The following is a 16,136-nucleotide window of genomic DNA, read 5'->3' on the forward strand; positions in this document are numbered from 1 at the left end:
TCCACGCGGATGTCACCTTCGGGGACCTCGACCTCCTTGGCCTCTGCCATCACCGGGATGACCTCGACGGCGGCGAAGCTCGTCTGCCGTTTGTCGGCGGAGCCGAAGGGGCTGATGCGGGCGAGCCTGTGGGTGCCCGCCTCGACCGAGAGCGTGCCGTAGGCATAGGGGGCGTCGACCTCGAACGTGGCCGACTTGATGCCCGCGCCCTCTGCGTAGGAAGTGTCGAGGATCTTCACGGGGTACTTGTGACGCTCCGCCCAGCGCAGGTACATGCGCAGCAGCATTTCGGCGAAGTCGGTCGCGTCATCGCCGCCCGCGCCCGAGCGAATCGTCACGACCGCACCGCGGTCGTCGTACTCGCCGTCGAGCAGCGTCTGCACCTCGAGCTGGCCGATGACGTCCTCGAGCTCGGCAAGTTCCTTTCGCGCCTCATCGGCGGAGTCCTCGTCGCCCATCTCGATGGCGAGTTCGATGAGCACGTCGAGGTCGTCGAGGCGGTTCTCGATTTCGGTGAGGCGCTTCAGCTCGGTCTGGCGGTGGCTGAGGGCGCTCGTGACCTTCTGGGCCTTCTCGACGTCGTCCCAGAGGTCGGGCGCGCCGGCCTCTTCGGAGAGCCGGGCGATCTCGGCCGTGAGCGCGTCGACGTCCACCACCGCCTGGATGTCGGAGAAAGTGGAGCGCAGCGCCTGGATGTCGGCGGAAAGATCGAGTTCAAACATGGCTCTTCAGACTAACGTGGATGCCGATGGCTCACGGCGAAGACGATCCCCGCATCGCCGGGACGCTCTGGCGGTTCGCTCCGATGATCTACGGACCGACCCTGCTGTTCGCCCTCGGCGAGGGGGCGGTCATCCCGCTGCTGCCGATCTTCGCGGCCGCCCTCGGCGCCGATCTCGCGACGGCCGCACTCGTGGCATCCGCCCTCGTGGTCGGTCAGCTGTGCGGGAACATCCCGGCCGGGTGGGCGGTGGCGCGCCTCGGCGAGCGTTGGACGATGACCATCGCCGGCACCGTGTCGCTGCTCGGCGTGGCAGGACTGCTGGTGGCACCCTCCCTGCCGGTGCTTGCGGCGTCGGTCTTCCTCATCGGGTTCTGCGCGGCGGCGTTCGGGCTGGCCCGGCACTCCTTCATGACGACGCGCGTGCCGCTGGCTTTCCGCGCCCGGGCACTGTCGCTCCTGGGCGGGACGTTCCGACTGGGCATGTTCGTGGGGCCGTTCGTCGCTGCGGCCCTTCTGGCCCTGTTCGGCGACGCGCATGCGACGGTCTGGTTCTTCGGTGCGTGCCTGGTCGCCACCGTGCTGCTGGTGCTGCTCGGACCCGACCCCGAGACGGCGGTCGCCGCGGGCCGCGGGGACTCCCGGGGAGCGGAAGACACCGGCGAGCCGGTGACCGGATCGATCCCCGTGCAGGAGCGCGTCGGGGTCTTCCGCACGATGTGGCGCCACCGCGGCGTGCTGGGCCGGCTGGGCCTGGCGGCGGCCTCGCTGTCGGCGATGCGCTCTGCCCGCCAGGTGGTGCTGCCGCTGTGGGGCGTGTCGATCGGTCTGGACGCGCAGACGATCGCGCTCGTCGTCGGCATCTCCGGCGCCATCGACTTCGCCCTGTTCTACGCCAGCGGCCAGGTGATGGACCGGTTCGGGCGGCTGTGGGCGGCGCTGCCGGCGATGCTGCTGATGAGTGCCGGGTTCCTCGCACTGTCCTTCACCCACGATGTCGACCAGGCGGCGATGTGGTTCGCGATGTTCGCCGCGGTGCTCGGCGTCGGCAACGGGCTCTCCAGCGGCATCCTCCTCACCCTCGGCGCCGACACCGCCCCCAAGGACGACCCCGCCCCCTACCTGGGGTCCTGGCGGACGTTGACGGATGCCGGTGGCGCGGTCGCGCCGCTGATCGTCTCCGCGCTCGCGGCGTTCTCACTGGCGGTCGCCGCGGGGGCGATGGGCGTGCTCGGGCTGGTGGGAGCGGCGGCGTTCGTGCGATTCGTGCCACGGTTCGTGCCGCGAGAGCGCGCGTGAGCGACGTCGTTCGCTTCTGCCGCAGCCGAAACGACGGGCGCCGCTGCACGCGGCCGCTCGGCCACCCCGGCTTGCACCGGCATCGCACGATCATGTGGTCGTCGGTGGGAGCGGACTCTGAGCGCTGCGCGGGGTCCGGCGAACCCGGCTCCCCCGCCGCACCCCTGCCCGACGGCTACCCGCACGGCCGGGCGCTGTGCCGCCGCTGCTTCACCTTCGTGCCTCTCGTCCGTGGGCGACTAACGGAGCACGATGCGGCACCGGCGAACGAAAGCGATGCCGAGATCGCCGCGCGGCGGGCGTGGTTCAACCAGTCGCCGGGGTGATCAGCGAATAGCGGAGTTCGCGGGGGTCAGCGCTCGCCCGCATCCGTCAGCGGGCGCGCTCGGTAAGACGCCGATGTCCGCTGACGCGGACGCCAGTTCCGCGGATGTTCTCTCGTTTTCGCGTGTGAGTTCCCGCTCACACAGCCGCAGGTGTGTGAGCGGGAACTCGCATGAGCCGCTCCCGACACGATCGCCCAGCGCGTGAGCGGGAACTCACAGGCCGCGGGTCTCGGCGCCGGCTGCGTGAGCGGGAACTCACATGAGGAAACCGGTGATGCAGCGACCTTCCAGGAGGAGGCGGCGTCGACGGGGGAAGGGCTCGTAACGAAGGTTGCCCGCCCAAGGCTGACAGCGGCGCGCGCCCGCGCGCATCCGACCATCGCGATTCTGCGGACAGTCGCTCTATTCGCCATGTGAGTTCCCGCTCACACAGCGCCCGGAGGTGGGCCCGGGCGCCACCGCGACGAAAGCGGTCGTGTGAGCGGGAACTCACACGGAAAAATCGAACACCTCACAATCCCGGAGGTCCGGCCGACAGCGTGACGGCCTACCGCACGCCGTGGGCCGAACGCAAACGGTTCCGGGCCGGCAGAGGGACCCGCCAGACTCGCGGGCATGGTCTTTCTCGGCTTCCACGCATCCCACGAACAGATCCCACCGGGTCAACTCCTGCACGACGTCGTGGCGGCGGAGGCCGCCGGATTCGACGGGGCGATGTGCTCGGACCACGTCGCGCCGTGGGGCGTGCGCCAGGGCGAATCGGGCTTCGCACCCAGCTGGCTCGGCGCGGCCCTCGCCCGCACGGAATTCTCGATCGGCTTCGTCAACGCCCCGGGGCAGCGTTACCACCCGGTGATCGCCGCGCAGGCGTACGCGACGCTCGAGGAGATGTTCCCGGGACGCTTCTGGGCGGCACTGGGTAGCGGCGAGGCGATGAACGAGCACGTCACCGGAGACGGCTGGCCGCCGAAACCGGAACGCAAGGCACGGCTCGCCGAGAGCGTCTCGGTCATCCGTCGGCTACTGGCGGGCGAAGAGGTCGACCACGAGGGTCTGGTGCGTGTGCACCGCGCCCGCGTGTGGTCGCGGCCGGACGTGCCGCCGCCCCTCCTGGCCGCCGCGATCAGCCCCGAGACCGCGGCGTGGGCGGCATCGTGGGCGGACGGTCTGGTTACCGCCCTCCAGCCGCCGGAGGCCTTGCAAAGGGCGCTCTCGGCCTACGAGTCCGCGGGCGGGACGGGTCCGCGTGCCCTGCAGGTTCATCTCAGCTGGGCGCCGACGGATGCCGAAGCCCTCGCGATCGCGCGGGATCAGTGGCGGCATGCCCTGCTCAGCGCGCCCACGATCTGGGATCTTGAGCAGCCCGAGGACTTCGACGCCGCCGCCGGCGAACCGACGGACCAGCAGATGCGCGACGCCCTGTTCGTCTCGAGCGATCTTGCTGAGCTCGCAGACCGCATCGCCGAACACGCGCGGCTCGGCTTCGACCGGGTCTACCTGCACCACGTCGGCCAGGACCAGGCACCGTTCCTCGATGCCGCGCGCGACCAGCTGCTGCCCCGGTTGAAGGAGCTGCTGTGAGAATTACCGACACGAGCGACCTGTGGTGGAAGTCCGCCGTCATCTACTGCCTCGACGTCGAGACCTTCCTCGACTCCGACGGCGACGGCGTGGGCGACCTGCAGGGACTGGCATCCCGCATCGACTACCTGGCCCAACTCGGCGTCACGTGCCTGTGGCTCATGCCCTTCTATCCGACGCCGGACCGCGACGACGGCTACGACGTGACCGACTTCTACGGCGTCGACCCCCGCCTGGGCACGCACGGCGACCTCGTCGAAGTGATCCGCACGGCGCGCGACAGAGGGATGCGCGTCATCGTCGACCTTGTCGTGAATCACACCTCCGACCGGCATCCATGGTTCCAATCCGCCAAGCGCAGCGCCTCGTCGCCGTACCGGGACTTCTACGTGTGGCGATCCGACCCGCCGCCCAAGGGTCAGCAGAACGAGGTCTTCCCCGGTGAGGCCGACGGAATCTGGACCCGGGAGGACAAGTCCGGCGAGTGGTACATGCACAGCTTCTACCCACACCAGCCCGACCTGAACATCGCCAACCCCGCGGTGCGCGACGAGATCGCCAAGACCGTCGGGTTCTGGCTGCAGCTGGGGATTTCCGGATTCCGCGTTGATGCCGTGCCGTTCCTGCTCGAAGTGCCCGAGGGCGCTGAGATGGCCAATCCGCATGACATGCTGCGCGACATCCGCCGCTTCCTGCAGCGGCGCTCGAGCGAAGCGGTGCTGCTGGGCGAGGTGAACCTCCCCTACGAGCAGCAGGCGGCGTACTTCGGTGCCGGCAATGACGGCCAAGAACTCACGATGCAGTTCGACTTCGCCGGGATGCAGGCGTTCTATCTGTCACTCGCCCGTCACGATCCGACGCCCCTGGCCGCAGCGCTCTCCTCCCGTCCCAGCCTGCCGGTCGAGGCTCAGTGGGCGAACTTCCTGCGCAATCACGACGAACTCACCCTCGACCAGCTCACCGACGAGGAGCGTCAGGAGGTGTTCGACGCCTTCGCGCCCGACCAGAGCCAGCGCGTTTACGGGCGGGGCATCACCCGACGGTTGCCGACCATGCTCGAAGGCGACCCCCGCCGCATCCGGATGGCCTACAGCCTGCTGTTCAGCCTGCCGGGCACGCCGGCGATCTTCTACGGCGAGGAGATCGGCATGGGTGAGAACGCCGACCTCGATAAGCGGCATGCCGTACGCACCCCGATGCAGTGGTCGGCAGAACGCGCCGGTGGGTTCTCGGCGGCCCCGCCCTCCCGCCTCGTGGCGCCGCCGCCCGGCGACGGATACTCCCCCGTGCACGTCAACGTCGCCGACCAGCTCGAAGACCCCGGCTCCCTGCTGCACTTCTTCCGCACTCTGGCCTCCCGCTACCGCATCTCGCCCGAGCTCGGGTGGGGCGAGCTGGAGATCATCGCGCACGACGCGCCGGGCGTGCTCGTGCATTCCCTGCGCGCCGACGTCGGCCGCACCGTGGCCGTGCACAACTTCGCCGACGTGCCCGCCCTGCTCGCCTTCGTCCTTGCGGACGAACCGGAGGGAACGACACTGGTCGACATCCTGGACTCCGAGCGCCTTCCCCTCGACGATCGTCGCGGTATCGAGTTCACCCTGCCCGCCTACGGCTTTCGGTGGCTGCGGGTGTCGCGCCCAGGGGACGGCCGCGTGACGTGAGGCTCGCCGGAGACGGCCGTCACGTCGCGCCCCGGCGTCGCCTCCTTCTCGGGCCGGCCCGGCCGAGGCCGTCCGGCCCCTTGCCTTCCCGACGAGCGACGGGCGGTCGACGAGATCCTCGCGTTCGTCGGGCTCTCGCACCGCGCCCACCATCACCCTGCGCAGCTGAGCGGCGGCGAGCAGCAGCGCGTCGGCCTCGCCCGGGCCCTCGTCCCGCGGCCGGCGCTACTGCTGTGCGACGAGCCGACGTCATCCCTGAACGTCGTGATCACCGGCGCACCGTGCGAGGCCACCCGGCCGGGGTCAGCCGGGTCTGACCGCCGAATTCTGCAGACACTTCCCCTCTCGGCCATGTGACTTCCCGCTCACACAGCCCCGGGGGCGCACGCGGGAGGGCCGGCGCGGAGAGCGCGCCTGCGAGCAGGAACTCACATGCGAAATCGGGACACGGAAACCCCGCGATTCGACCCGCACGTGCGGAGCGACGCGGTGCCGCGCGTGCGCAACGCCGAGCCGCGGGCTGGAGCGGGTCGGCGCGCCACGCTCAGCGCAGGGCGGTGCGGCTCGTGGCCGTCGACTCCAGCGGCACGCCGGCGGGGACGAAAAGCGTCGCGATCGGCGGATGCCACACCGTCGACACCGTCACCCGGGCAGAGACCCCGTCCGGCGTTGCCGCCGAGACGAGCACGGCAGTGCCGACCGCGCTCACGATGCCGGCGGCCTGCTCGTGGACCCCGGCGTCGGTCAGCTGCGCTGTCGGCTGCCCGCCGTCGACAGACAGGGTGAACCCGTCGGCTCCGGCGAGCGCCGCGGCATCGGCCACCGCGTCGAGGCGCTTGCCGGCCAGGTGCAGGCTCGTCGCATCGACGCACACCAGGATCAGCAGGATCGCGAGCACCGCGTACCCCAGCGACAGCAGCATGATGCTGCCCTCGTCGTCGGCCTTCCGCGTCGTCATCGCTCGCTCCAGAACCGCGAGACCTTCTGCACGGATGCCGCCTGCACAGGGATACCCGCGACCTGCTCAAGCCCCGGCACCCGCGGCACGAGCGGCAGCGTCACCCGCGTGGCGACGGTGACATGCAGCGTGGCGCCCGATGCGGGACACCCGGAGCCGGCGGGCGTGCACCTGATCGCGACCTCGACGGCATCCGGCGTCAGGCCGTACTCGTCGACGACCGCGGCGAGGATCGCGTCCGTGCGGGCCGCGGCTGTCGCGGCATCCGGAGCCGTCGCCACCGCGCGTGCGATGTGACGCGCACCGGCCTCGGCCCCCAGAGTCTGCCCCTGCACGGCCCCCAGCGCGACGGTCAGGTACACCAGAGGCACCAGCAGGATCACCCCGACGAGGATGAACTCCAGCGCGGCAGCACCTTCATCGTCGCCGGCCGCTCCGTCAGCCGAGGCTCTCCACCGGGGCATGCGCGCTCACCTCCAACGCCTCGGGCGCGCCGAGCAGTCCCACCAGCGGGAGGGTCGCCCGCACCGTCACTCGCACCGCGGGGTGGCCGAGGTGTGTCGTCTCGACCACCTCCACGGCCTCGGCGAACTGACCGCCCACCGCGCGGCGGATGATCGTGCGCGTGCGGTCAGCGCCCTCATGCAGCGCCGTATCGGCGAGCGCCGCGTGGAACGCCCCCTCGACGGCCGCATCGTGCACGACGTTGCGCACGTACACCGCCACGCCGAACTGCAGTACGCCGAGGGTCAGCAGGGTCAGCAATGCCCCGACCAGCACGAACTCCACCGGGCTCGAGCCGGTGTCGTCCCCGAGCCCTACAAGCCGCTGACGCTCTGGATCGCCTGCTCGAACAGGCCCGCCAGCGCGGGCCCGGCGACGGCCCAGATCACCACCACCAAACCGGCCGTCATGAGCGTCACCAGCACCCAGCCCGGCACGTCGCCACGGTCGTCGTCGCGCACCCCGCCCCACGCCGCGCGCAAACGCAACGCCATCGTCTCCCTCTGTTCGCGGAACATCGCCGCTCCTTTCCGACCGCACGCGGTCACCCGAATCCGACTCGAAGCATGAACACACCAGGAAAGATCGCGAAGAGCACCGAGAGCGGCAAGATGAGGAAAACCAACGGCAGGAGCATCAGGATCTCCTTGCGTCCTGCCTGCTCGATGAGCACGCGCTTGGCGTCTTCCCTGGTGTCCGTGGCCTGGGCCTGCAGCACCTGGGCGAGGGGCGCTCCCCGATCGAGCGCCGCCACGAGGTGATCGACGCTGCGCGTGAGCGCCGGGATGTCGAGGTCCGGCGACAGGCTCACGAGTGCGTCCGGCAGGGGCGAGCCGGTGCCCACGGCCAACACGACCCGACGGAGCTCTCCCGGCAGCTCCCCCGAGCCGACATCCGCCACACGGCGCAGCGCGTCGAGCACGCCCTCCCCCGCCGCGAGGCACAGGGAGAGGAACTCCAGCACCGTGGGCAGCTCCTCGTGCGCCCGCGTGACCCGGGCACGCGCCGCGCCCGTCAACCGCATGTCGCACAGGGCCGCGCCCGCGATGGCGGCGATCGGCGGCAACAGGATCGAGCCGGCCACGAATCTGCCGGCCACCGCGAGCGCAACGACGACCAGCGCACCGGCGATGAGCCCACCCAGCGTCCAGCCCAGCTGGCGGGCGCGGAAGCGCGTGACGTCCATCTCCCACCCTGCCTGCCGCAGGCGCCGCGCGATCACCGTCGAGCCGCCGAGGGCACGGGCGAGCCGATCGCTCCAGGTGCGCCAGGCATCGGCGACGCCCAGGGCGGGCACCCCCAGCGGGGTGAGCCCGAGCGGGTCGGCCGTGTCACGCAGGTACGGAGCGAGGCGATCGGCCAGCCGGGCCGCTCGCCAGCCCGGAAGCCGCATCACGACGAGCGCCAGCCCCATGGCCAGGCCGCCGCCGAGGACGACCGCGAGGGCGAGTTCGGTCACGCCACTCACGCGAACCACCGCCGCGGCTCGGGCAGTCGGCCGATCCGCACCATGATGCGGTAAGCGATCGCCGACACCGCCGCACCCACCACCACGACAGCGACGCCCTCCGGGCTGCCGTACGCGCGCGCACCCTCGGGTCGCAGGGCGAGAAGCGCGAGGATCACCCACGGGGCGATGACCCCGAGCGCGGCGGCACCGCGGATCCAGGATTGGCGCGCCTCGACCTCGGCGCGCAACGCGGCGTCGGCGCGCACCGACGACGAGAGCGAGCGCAGCACCGTGGGCAGCTCTGTACCGCCCACATGCCGGGTCATGCGCAGCGTCTCGATGATGCGATCCGCTGCGGGGTCGGCCAGCGTGTGCTTCAACCGCAGCGCGGCGGAGTCGAAGTGGCCCGACGCACTCAGATCACGGGCGAAGACGGCAAACGCCGGCCGCAGTTCGCCGGGTGCCGACTGAGCGAGGCTCGATACGGCGTCCGGCAGCGACATCCCGGCACGCACCGACGCGATCAGCAGGTCGCAGACATCCGGCCAGAGCGCCCGGCGGCTGCGCTGACGCCCCGCGGCGCGCGAACGCAGCCACACCACGGGCGCCGCGGCACCGGCGGTGCCCGCGACGAGTGCCAGTGCGGGCAGCCCGGTCACGAGCCACGCGACGGCAGCCGCCGCCAGTGCGATCAGCACGGTGGCCGACCCCACCGCCCGCGGGCGTGCATGCGCGAACCCCGCCGCCGCCAGCAGGCGGGCAAGCCGTCCTTCCGTCGTCGGCCGTGGGCGACGAACCCCCGCCGGCCACAGCCACGGCGAGAGAGCCAGCAGCAACCCCGCCGCCAGCGCCCCACCCCAGAAGAACGTCATCCGACGCCCGCCCGGTACAGCGACTGCGCTTCGACGACCCCGTCGAGGACCCGGCCGGTGGGAGCGATGATCTCCGCGATGCGGCGGTTCCCCGTGGCATCCCGCTCGCAGTGCACGACGAGGTGGACGGATGCCGCGACAGCGGGCACCACGAACCCCGGGTCGATGTTGCGTCCGGCCAGCAGCGGCAGCGCGGCGAGCTTCGCCAGCGCCTCCTGCGCCGAATTGGCGTGGATGCTCGCCGCCCCAGGCACTCCCGTGTTGAGCGCCAGCAGCAGGTCCAGCGCCTCGGCGTCGCGCACCTCGCCGACGATGAGGCGGTCGGGCCGCATGCGCAGCGCCTCTTTGACCAGCCGCCGCAGGGTCACCTCGCCCGTCCCCTCGAGGCTCGGCTGTCGGCCCTGAAGGGCGACGAGGTCGTCGGCGTCGACGGCGAGTTCGAAGGTCTCCTCCACCGTCACGATGCGATGCTCCGGCGGGCACGCCGCGATGAGTGCGCCCAGGAGGGTCGTCTTGCCGCTGTGGGTCGCTCCCGAGATCAGCACGCTGCGCCCGGCAGCCATCGCCCCGCGCAGCATGTCGGCGGCCCGCAGGGTGAGCGAGCCCGCGGCGACGAGCCGGTCGAGGTCGCGGAACATCGGCAAGAACCGGCGGATGTTGACCGACCAGTGCCGGCGCGTGATGTCGGGGATCACGACGTGCAGCCGCGAACCGTCGGGCAGCGACGCGTCGACAAAGGGCTGACTGAGATCCACGCGGCGACCGCTGGCGTGCAGCATCCGCTCCACCAGGTCCCGCACCGCGGAATCGGTCAGAACCAGGTCCAGCCGTTCGCTGCGCCCCGCCCGAGCGATGAAGATGCGGTCCGGAGCATTGATCCAGACCTCCTCGACCGTCGGGTCCTCCAGGAACGGCTGCAACGGCCCATACCCGGTGACCGCCGCGAGCACCTCGCGCACGCACGCGCCCTCGTCATCGACCGTGGCCAGCCCTCGCGCGAGCGCGAAGTCGTTGTGACGACGCACCTCGGCCCGCGCGATCTCCGTGGCCACCTCGGCGATGCGGGCGGCATCGACGGGCTCGGCACGCAGCCGCTCCCGCACACGCTCGGTGACCCCCGCCGCGATGTGGGCGGCTCCGGTCGACGCGTAGGCCAGGCTCACCCGATGCATCCTCGCAACGCCCCGCCCGTGGCGCGCGAGTTATCCACAGCGACGGGCGGCGGGGCGGGCGGGGTGGCGAGGGGTGTCGGCGACCGCGCCTACGCTGGAAGGCATGCTGATCGGTTCCATCCGCCCCGTCGAGTCCCGCGAGATCACCGTCGAGGCGCAGTCCCTCGCCGAGATCCACGAGAAGCTCGAGGCGCAGATGCCGGCGGGTTGGCAGCTGAGCGACGCACCGGTGCGCATGACCAAGGGAACGGTCACGGTCACCGCCGTCGGCACGATCGTGCGACGCGATGGCGGGCGCGAGATCGAGGCCGACGACATGCCCGCCCTGCAGGCGCAGGTGCCCGAGGGGTGGCAGCTCGTGCATGTGCGCACGCCGTAACACGCGATCCGCGACCACCGCGCGACGAAGCCAGCGCGCCCAGGGTTGGGCGCTGGTCCTGGCGCTCCTCGCAGGGGCCGTCGTCGTCATCGGCCTCTGGCTCGCGGGCGACGGACCGCGCGCCGATTCGCGCAGCACGGAGGCACCGACGGCGCAGACCGTCGACGTGCTGGCCATCACCGACGGCGACACCATCGACACCACCGAGGGCAAGGTGCGCCTGATCGGCATCGACACCCCGGAGCGGGGCGAAGCGGGCTACGCGGATGCCGCAGCGGATCTCGGCGCGTTCCTCTCCGCCGGCCCGGTCACCCTCGTCGCCGTCACCGGCCACGACGACGCCGACCGATACGGTCGGCTGCTTCGCTACGTGCGGGTCGACGGCCGCGACGCGGGCACCCATATGCTGCAGACCGGATGGGCGGTGGCCCGGTATGACAGCCGCGACGGCTACGACGGGCATCCGCTCGAAGCGGAGTACATCGAGCTCGACGCCGCGCACGCGATGCCGGCGGGCTGACACCGTCAGCCGCCCGCCCTGAAGGTTTTTCACGGCGGCGCTTCAGCGATCCTGGCGCTGGACCGGTGAACATGGAGATCATGGGACTTCCCCGCCCCGTGCCCGCTGCCCTGGAGTACCCCCGATGCTGACCATCACGCAAGCGCTCAACGTGCAGGCCGACGCCGCCCGTCACAAGGCGCAGGGTCTGCTGACCCCGGCACGATTCGTCGTCTCCGGCATGCTCGCCGGAGCGTATCTCGGGGTCGGCGTCATCCTCATGGTGAGCACCGCAGGCCCACTGATCGCGGCAGGGTCCGGCGCCGGAAAGCTCGTCGGGGGGCTCGTCTTCGCCGCCGCCCTGACGCTCGTCGTCTTCGCCGGCGGCGAGCTCGCGACCTCGAGCATGATGACCCTGACCCAGGGCGTCGCCATGCGCGTCGTCCGCCCCGGGCGGGCTGCCGCGGCTCTCGCCGTGACCTTCGTCGCCAATCTGGTCGGCGCCGCACTGTTCTCGGCGGTCGTCGCGGGCGCGGGACTGCTGCACTCGAATCCGGGCGCCGAGGCGATGCTCACCGACATGCTCACCGCGAAGTCGGCGGAGCTGCCGCATGAGCTGTTCCTCCGCGGCATCCTCTGCAACGTGTTGGTGTGCCTGGCGATCTGGATGTGCGCACGCCTCACCTCAGACGGCCCCAAGATCGCCGTGATCGCCTTCGCGATCCTCGCCTTCGTCGCCTCGGGCTACGAGCACGTCGTGGCGAACATGACCACGTACGCGCTGGGCCTCATGACCGGCGTCGACGCGGCGACCTGGGCCGACTTCGGCGGCAACATGCTCTGGGTGGGCACCGGCAACCTCGTGGGCGGTGCCGTGGTGGTCGGACTCGGGTACTGGTTCGTCGCGGGCTCCCCGCGCGGCTCCCAGGGCGCCTCCGTCGAGGAGGAGGGCGTGGCCGTCATCGTCGAAGGAGAGCCCCGCTCCCCCCAGTAGACTGGGGCAACCCGGCGGGAGTGGTGAAATCGGCAGACACGCAGGATTTAGGTTCCTGTGCCTTCGGGCGTGTGGGTTCAAGTCCCACCTTCCGCACGGATGGATGCCGCGCCATCCACCACTGACACCGCCGACATCCGACCGACGGGACCCCTGTGCTCGAAACCGCACTGCACGCACCGACCGCGCTGATCCCGTGGCTGGACCCCGCCGCGATCATCACGAACTCGCAGCCCTGGGCGCTGCTGGTGGTGTGCTTCATCGTCTTTGCCGAGACGGGACTTCTGGTCGGCTTCCTGCTGCCAGGCGACACGCTGCTGATCATGGCGGGCCTACTGTCTCATTCGACGGCGGTCGCGCCCGATGGCGTCTTCGGCATCAGCGCGTGGTGGGTGGCGCTGCTCATCGGCCTATCTGCCTTCGTCGGCGGTGAGGCCGGGTACCTCATCGGCCACAAGGGCGGCCCGGCGGTGTTCGAGCGCAAGGAATCGGGCGTCTTCAGCCGCCGCAACGTCGAACGCACCAACGCCTTCTTCGAGCGGTACGGCGGCCTCACGATCATCCTGGCGCGGTTCGTTCCCATCGTGCGCACGTTCGCGCCGGTTGCGGCGGGCGTCGGACACATGCCGTGGCGCCGCTACTCGCTCTACAACTTCATCGGCGCCGTGCTGTGGGGCTTCGGCCTGACGATGATCGGCTACGGAATCGGGTTCATCCCCTTCGTCGGCGACTTCGTGTCGGAGTACATCGACGTGATCCTGCTCGCCGCTGTCGCAGGGACGCTCGTCTTCGTCGTCTGGCACTACTTCGCCGAGCGCCGCAAGGTCGCGCAGGAGAAGGCCGCCGGCGACGACGGCGTGACGGATGCCGCAGAGGCTCAGGAACTGGTCCTGGACCAGGACGCGTTCGACGACGACATCGACGAGAACCCCGAGGGTCCCGCCGCAGCGCGCGGCTAGCTGGCCTTCTTCTTCGCGGGCGCCTTCTTCGCCGGGGTCTTCTTAGCCGGTGAGCTTTGGGCGGCCGCCGTCTTGACCGGTGCCTTCCCGGCGGGTGCCTTTTTTGCGGGTGCCTTCTTCCCGGTTGGCGCGGCGGCGGACTTCTTGGGTGCCGCGTCGTCGGAGTCGGCGCTCCCCGAGCCGCCCCGAGCCGCCCGTGAGCGCTCCACGCTCGCCCGGAGGGCCGCCATCAGGTCGATGACCTCGCCACCTGTGTCGGACTCCTCCACCTCGCCGAACGTCTCCGATGTGTCGAGAGCGTCGCCCTTCTCGAGCTTCGCCTCGATGAGGGTGCGCAGCTCCTGCTGATACTCGTCGGTGAAGTCCTCCGGGTCGAAGTCACTGGCGAAGCTCTCGACCAGGCTGGCCGACAGCTCCAGCTCCTTCGCCGAGATGCGCACCGACTCATCCAACGCGGGGAAGGTGGCCTCCCGCACTTCGTCGGCCCACAGCAGCGTCTGCAGCACGAGCACGTCGCCGCGCACCCGCAGGGCCGCCAGCCGGGTCTTCTGCCGCAGCGCGAAGCGCACGATGGCGGTGCGGTCGGTCTGCTCGAGGGTCTTCCGCAGCAGCACATAGGCCTTGGGCGAGGCGGAGTCGGGTTCGAGGTAGTACGCCTTGTCGAGGGTGAGCAGGTCGATCTGGTCGCTCGGGACGAATTCCACCACGTCGATCTCGCGGCTGCGCTCGGACGGCAGCGATGCGATGTCATCGGCGGTGAGCACGACCGTCTGCTCGCCGTCGTCGTACGCCTTGTCGATGTCGGCATACGCCACGACCTCGCCGCAGACCTCGCACTTGCGCTGGTAGCGGATGCGCCCGCCGTCGGCGTTGTGCACCTGATGCAGCGGCACGTCGTGGTCCTCGGTGGCGGTGTAGACCTTCACCGGCACGTTCACGAGCCCGAAAGTCAGTGCACCTTTCCAGATAGCCCTCATGCTCACAGTGAACACCCGTCGCATCCGTCCCGCCTAGAGGTTGCGCACTAACCTGCTGACATGGCAGATGAGGGGCAGCTGATCCGCATCGACGGTCGCCGGCTGCGGGTGACGAACCTCGACAAGGTGCTCTACCCGGCCACGGGCACCACCAAGGGCGAGGTCATCGACTACTTCACCCGCATCGCGCCGCTGATGATCCCGCACGTGATGGGCCGCCCCGTCACCCGCAAGCGCTGGCCCGAAGGCGTCGATGCGCCCTCGTTCTTCGCGAAGGACCTCGAGCGCGGCGCCCCGGACTGGGTAAGGCGGATGCCGATCGACCATTCCACGGGCGCCAAGGACTACCCGCTGGTCGGCGATCGCCCGACGCTGGTCTACCTCGCGCAGGTGGCGAGCCTCGAACTGCACGTGCCGCAGTGGCGCTCTGCTCCCGATGGCGGACGCGCGAATCCGGATCGGATCGTGCTGGATCTCGACCCCGGCCCGGGTGCGGGCCTGGTCGAGTGCGCCGAAGTGGCACGCCTGCTGCGGGAGATTCTCGCGGGCATGGGGCTGGAGCCGCATCCGGTCACCAGCGGCAGCAAGGGCATCCACCTCTACGCGGCATTGCCCGGCGAACAGTCGAGCGAGCAGATCACGTCGGTGGCGCGCGAGCTGGCACGCGTTGTCGAAGCGGACCAGCCCGACCTCGTGGTCAGTCAGATGGCGAAGGCTCAGCGCCCCGGCAAGGTCTTCATCGACTGGAGCCAGAACAACGGCTCGAAGACCACGATCGCCCCGTATTCGCTGCGAGGGCGGGAGCAGCCGATGGTGGCGGCTCCTCGCGCGTGGGAGGAGCTCGATGACCCCGACCTGCGGCACCTCCTCTTCAGCGAGGTGCTGGAGCGGGCCGAGACCATGGGCGATCCGCTGGCCCCGCTGGGGTTCCACGCCGACGGGCGCGCGTCGTCCGACGGCCCTCTGGCCGCCTACATCGCCAAGCGCACCGCGGGCCTGACTCCCGAACCCGTGCCCGACAACGCCCTGGGCGGGCGCGCGGCATCCGAACTCCCCCGGTTCGTCATCCAGGAGCACCACGCCTCGCGCCTGCACTGGGACCTGCGGCTGGAGCGCGACGGCGTGCTGGTCAGCTGGGCCGTGCCCAAGGGCGTGCCCGAGACGCCCTCGCGTAACCACCTCGCCGTGATGACAGAGGACCATCCCCTCGAGTACGCGACCTTCGAGGGCGAGATCCCGCGCGGGGAATACGGCGCGGGAACGATGACCATCTGGGATGCCGGCGTCTACGACCTGGAGAAGTGGCGCGAAGACGAGGTGATCTTCACGGCGCACGGACGCCCCGGCGGGCCGCTGGGCGACGTGCGTCTCGCGCTCATCCGTACCGACGGCGCCGGGGAGAAGTCGACGTGGCTGCTGCACCGGATGAAGGTTGATGCCTCTCGGGCGCGTGATTCCGCCGACGTTCCCCCGTTTGCGCATGTGAGTTCCGGTTCACACAGCCCTCTCGGTGGGGCCGCCGGGTCCGGCGCCGACACCGACAGCGGCTCCAGCCCGACCACGGGCGCCGGCCCCGGCCCCGGCGCAGACAGCGACGCGGACACAGACACCGGCGCAGTGGGCGATACCGACCCCAGCGCAGGCGCAGGCGCAGTCGGCCGCGCGGACGCCGCCCCCACCCCCCGTGTGAGCAGGAACTCACATGCGAAAACGGGAAGCACTCGGCGGCAACCGGAAAGCCACCCCCCGGAGGCACGCCCCCAACCCCCCACGCCCCCGGC

The 16,136-nt window shown here is 70.7% G+C and carries 18 protein-coding genes, 1 tRNA gene and 1 pseudogene; 11 read left to right on the top strand and 9 right to left on the bottom strand.

Going from position 1 to position 16,136, the window contains the following annotated elements; genetic code table 11:
- A partial coding sequence (locus tag NQ160_RS07565) for a PCRF domain-containing protein (protein ID WP_257514609.1) occupies positions 1–722 on the bottom strand: 722 nt, incomplete at its 3' end.
- A gap of 26 nt (positions 723–748) precedes the next feature.
- On the opposite strand from NQ160_RS07565, the gene NQ160_RS07570 reads away from it, so the two are divergent.
- The 5 genes and pseudogenes from NQ160_RS07570 to NQ160_RS24990 form a co-directional block, all read left to right on the top strand.
- Positions 749–2,020 (top strand): MFS transporter, encoded by a 1,272-nt coding sequence (locus NQ160_RS07570; RefSeq protein ID WP_257514624.1) that lies wholly within the window; start codon positions 749–751, stop codon positions 2,018–2,020.
- Complete coding sequence (locus NQ160_RS07575) at positions 2,017–2,346, top strand: hypothetical protein (protein WP_257514610.1); 330 nt, start codon at positions 2,017–2,019, stop codon at positions 2,344–2,346. Before NQ160_RS07570 ends, NQ160_RS07575 begins: the two co-directional genes overlap by 4 nt.
- A gap of 615 nt (positions 2,347–2,961) precedes the next feature.
- Entirely contained in the window at positions 2,962–3,927 is a 966-nt protein-coding gene (locus NQ160_RS07580) for a TIGR03885 family FMN-dependent LLM class oxidoreductase (protein ID WP_257514611.1), read from the top strand.
- Positions 3,924–5,591, top strand: a complete 1,668-nt coding sequence (locus tag NQ160_RS07585) for an alpha-amylase family protein (protein ID WP_257514612.1) — start codon at positions 3,924–3,926, stop codon at positions 5,589–5,591. Before NQ160_RS07580 ends, NQ160_RS07585 begins: the two co-directional genes overlap by 4 nt.
- A gap of 105 nt (positions 5,592–5,696) precedes the next feature.
- Positions 5,697–5,948 (top strand): annotated as a pseudogene (locus NQ160_RS24990) (ATP-binding cassette domain-containing protein); the annotation flags it as partial.
- Between the two features lie 187 nt (positions 5,949–6,135).
- On the opposite strand, the gene NQ160_RS07595 reads toward NQ160_RS24990, so the two are convergent.
- Genes NQ160_RS07595 through NQ160_RS07625 form a run of 7 tightly spaced genes read right to left on the bottom strand, consistent with a single transcriptional unit; the run spans position 6,136 to position 10,538 of the window.
- Positions 6,136–6,549 (bottom strand): pilus assembly protein TadG-related protein, encoded by a 414-nt coding sequence (locus tag NQ160_RS07595; RefSeq protein ID WP_257514613.1) that lies wholly within the window; start codon positions 6,547–6,549, stop codon positions 6,136–6,138.
- Positions 6,546–7,013: a TadE family protein gene (locus NQ160_RS07600; RefSeq protein ID WP_257514614.1), complete on the bottom strand. Its 468-nt coding sequence runs from the start codon at positions 7,011–7,013 to the stop codon at positions 6,546–6,548. The genes NQ160_RS07595 and NQ160_RS07600 overlap by 4 nt, the downstream gene beginning before the upstream one ends.
- Positions 6,988–7,338, bottom strand: coding sequence for a TadE/TadG family type IV pilus assembly protein (locus tag NQ160_RS07605; protein WP_257514615.1), 351 nt, complete (start codon positions 7,336–7,338; stop codon positions 6,988–6,990). Before NQ160_RS07605 ends, NQ160_RS07600 begins: the two co-directional genes overlap by 26 nt.
- Before the next feature lie 29 nt (positions 7,339–7,367).
- Positions 7,368–7,547 carry a hypothetical protein gene (locus NQ160_RS07610; RefSeq protein ID WP_257514625.1) on the bottom strand — a complete coding sequence of 60 codons (180 nt, stop codon included), beginning with the start codon at positions 7,545–7,547 and terminating at the stop codon, positions 7,368–7,370.
- 50 nt (positions 7,548–7,597) lie between these two features.
- On the bottom strand, positions 7,598–8,512 hold the full coding sequence (locus NQ160_RS07615; protein ID WP_308211455.1) for a type II secretion system F family protein: 915 nt from the start codon (positions 8,510–8,512) through the stop codon (positions 7,598–7,600).
- A gap of 5 nt (positions 8,513–8,517) precedes the next feature.
- Positions 8,518–9,375: a type II secretion system F family protein gene (locus NQ160_RS07620; RefSeq protein WP_257514617.1), complete on the bottom strand. Its 858-nt coding sequence runs from the start codon at positions 9,373–9,375 to the stop codon at positions 8,518–8,520.
- Positions 9,372–10,538: a CpaF family protein gene (locus NQ160_RS07625; RefSeq protein ID WP_257514618.1), complete on the bottom strand. Its 1,167-nt coding sequence runs from the start codon at positions 10,536–10,538 to the stop codon at positions 9,372–9,374. Before NQ160_RS07625 ends, NQ160_RS07620 begins: the two co-directional genes overlap by 4 nt.
- Before the next feature lie 112 nt (positions 10,539–10,650).
- On the opposite strand from NQ160_RS07625, the gene NQ160_RS07630 reads away from it, so the two are divergent.
- The 5 genes from NQ160_RS07630 to NQ160_RS07650 all read left to right on the top strand — a co-directional run bounded on the left by NQ160_RS07630 (position 10,651) and on the right by NQ160_RS07650 (position 13,378).
- Entirely contained in the window at positions 10,651–10,926 is a 276-nt protein-coding gene (locus NQ160_RS07630; protein ID WP_257514619.1) for a hypothetical protein, read from the top strand.
- A complete protein-coding gene (locus NQ160_RS07635) occupies positions 10,910–11,446 on the top strand; it encodes a thermonuclease family protein (RefSeq protein ID WP_257514620.1) in 537 nt (178 codons plus the stop codon). Before NQ160_RS07630 ends, NQ160_RS07635 begins: the two co-directional genes overlap by 17 nt.
- A 124-nt stretch (positions 11,447–11,570) precedes the next feature.
- The gene (locus tag NQ160_RS07640; protein WP_257514621.1) at positions 11,571–12,419 is read left to right on the top strand and encodes a formate/nitrite transporter family protein; all 849 of its coding nucleotides are present in this window, start codon (positions 11,571–11,573) and stop codon (positions 12,417–12,419) included.
- 14 nt (positions 12,420–12,433) lie between these two features.
- Positions 12,434–12,515 (top strand) — tRNA-Leu (locus NQ160_RS07645).
- Positions 12,516–12,574: 59 nt separating this feature from the next.
- Complete coding sequence (locus NQ160_RS07650) at positions 12,575–13,378, top strand: DedA family protein (RefSeq protein WP_374113638.1); 804 nt, start codon at positions 12,575–12,577, stop codon at positions 13,376–13,378.
- Here the strand turns inward: NQ160_RS07650 and ku are convergent.
- Complete coding sequence (gene ku, locus NQ160_RS07655) at positions 13,375–14,355, bottom strand: non-homologous end joining protein Ku (protein WP_257514622.1); 981 nt, start codon at positions 14,353–14,355, stop codon at positions 13,375–13,377. The genes NQ160_RS07650 and ku overlap by 4 nt on opposite strands.
- Positions 14,356–14,415: 60 nt before the next feature.
- Between ku and ligD the strand changes: the two genes are divergently transcribed.
- The coding region (gene ligD / locus NQ160_RS07660) for a non-homologous end-joining DNA ligase (protein WP_257514623.1) at positions 14,416–16,136 on the top strand (1,721 nt) is incomplete at its 3' end.

Source organism: Microbacterium sp. zg.Y909, from assembly GCF_024626565.1.

Bases quoted from the DNA above. Each gene is read 5' to 3' on its own strand.
- NQ160_RS07570 (WP_257514624.1), top strand. From the start codon at position 749: ATGGCTCACGGCGAAGACGATCCCCGCATCGCCGGGACGCTCTGGCGG.
- NQ160_RS07580 (WP_257514611.1), top strand. From the start codon at position 2,962: ATGGTCTTTCTCGGCTTCCACGCATCCCACGAACAGATCCCACCGGGT.
- NQ160_RS07595 (WP_257514613.1), bottom strand. From the start codon at position 6,549: ATGACGACGCGGAAGGCCGACGACGAGGGCAGCATCATGCTGCTGTCG.
- NQ160_RS07600 (WP_257514614.1), bottom strand. From the start codon at position 7,013: ATGCCCCGGTGGAGAGCCTCGGCTGACGGAGCGGCCGGCGACGATGAA.
- NQ160_RS07610 (WP_257514625.1), bottom strand. From the start codon at position 7,547: ATGGCGTTGCGTTTGCGCGCGGCGTGGGGCGGGGTGCGCGACGACGAC.
- NQ160_RS07620 (WP_257514617.1), bottom strand. From the start codon at position 9,375: ATGACGTTCTTCTGGGGTGGGGCGCTGGCGGCGGGGTTGCTGCTGGCT.
- NQ160_RS07630 (WP_257514619.1), top strand. From the start codon at position 10,651: ATGCTGATCGGTTCCATCCGCCCCGTCGAGTCCCGCGAGATCACCGTC.
- NQ160_RS07635 (WP_257514620.1), top strand. From the start codon at position 10,910: ATGTGCGCACGCCGTAACACGCGATCCGCGACCACCGCGCGACGAAGC.
- NQ160_RS07640 (WP_257514621.1), top strand. From the start codon at position 11,571: ATGCTGACCATCACGCAAGCGCTCAACGTGCAGGCCGACGCCGCCCGT.
- ku (WP_257514622.1), bottom strand. From the start codon at position 14,355: ATGAGGGCTATCTGGAAAGGTGCACTGACTTTCGGGCTCGTGAACGTG.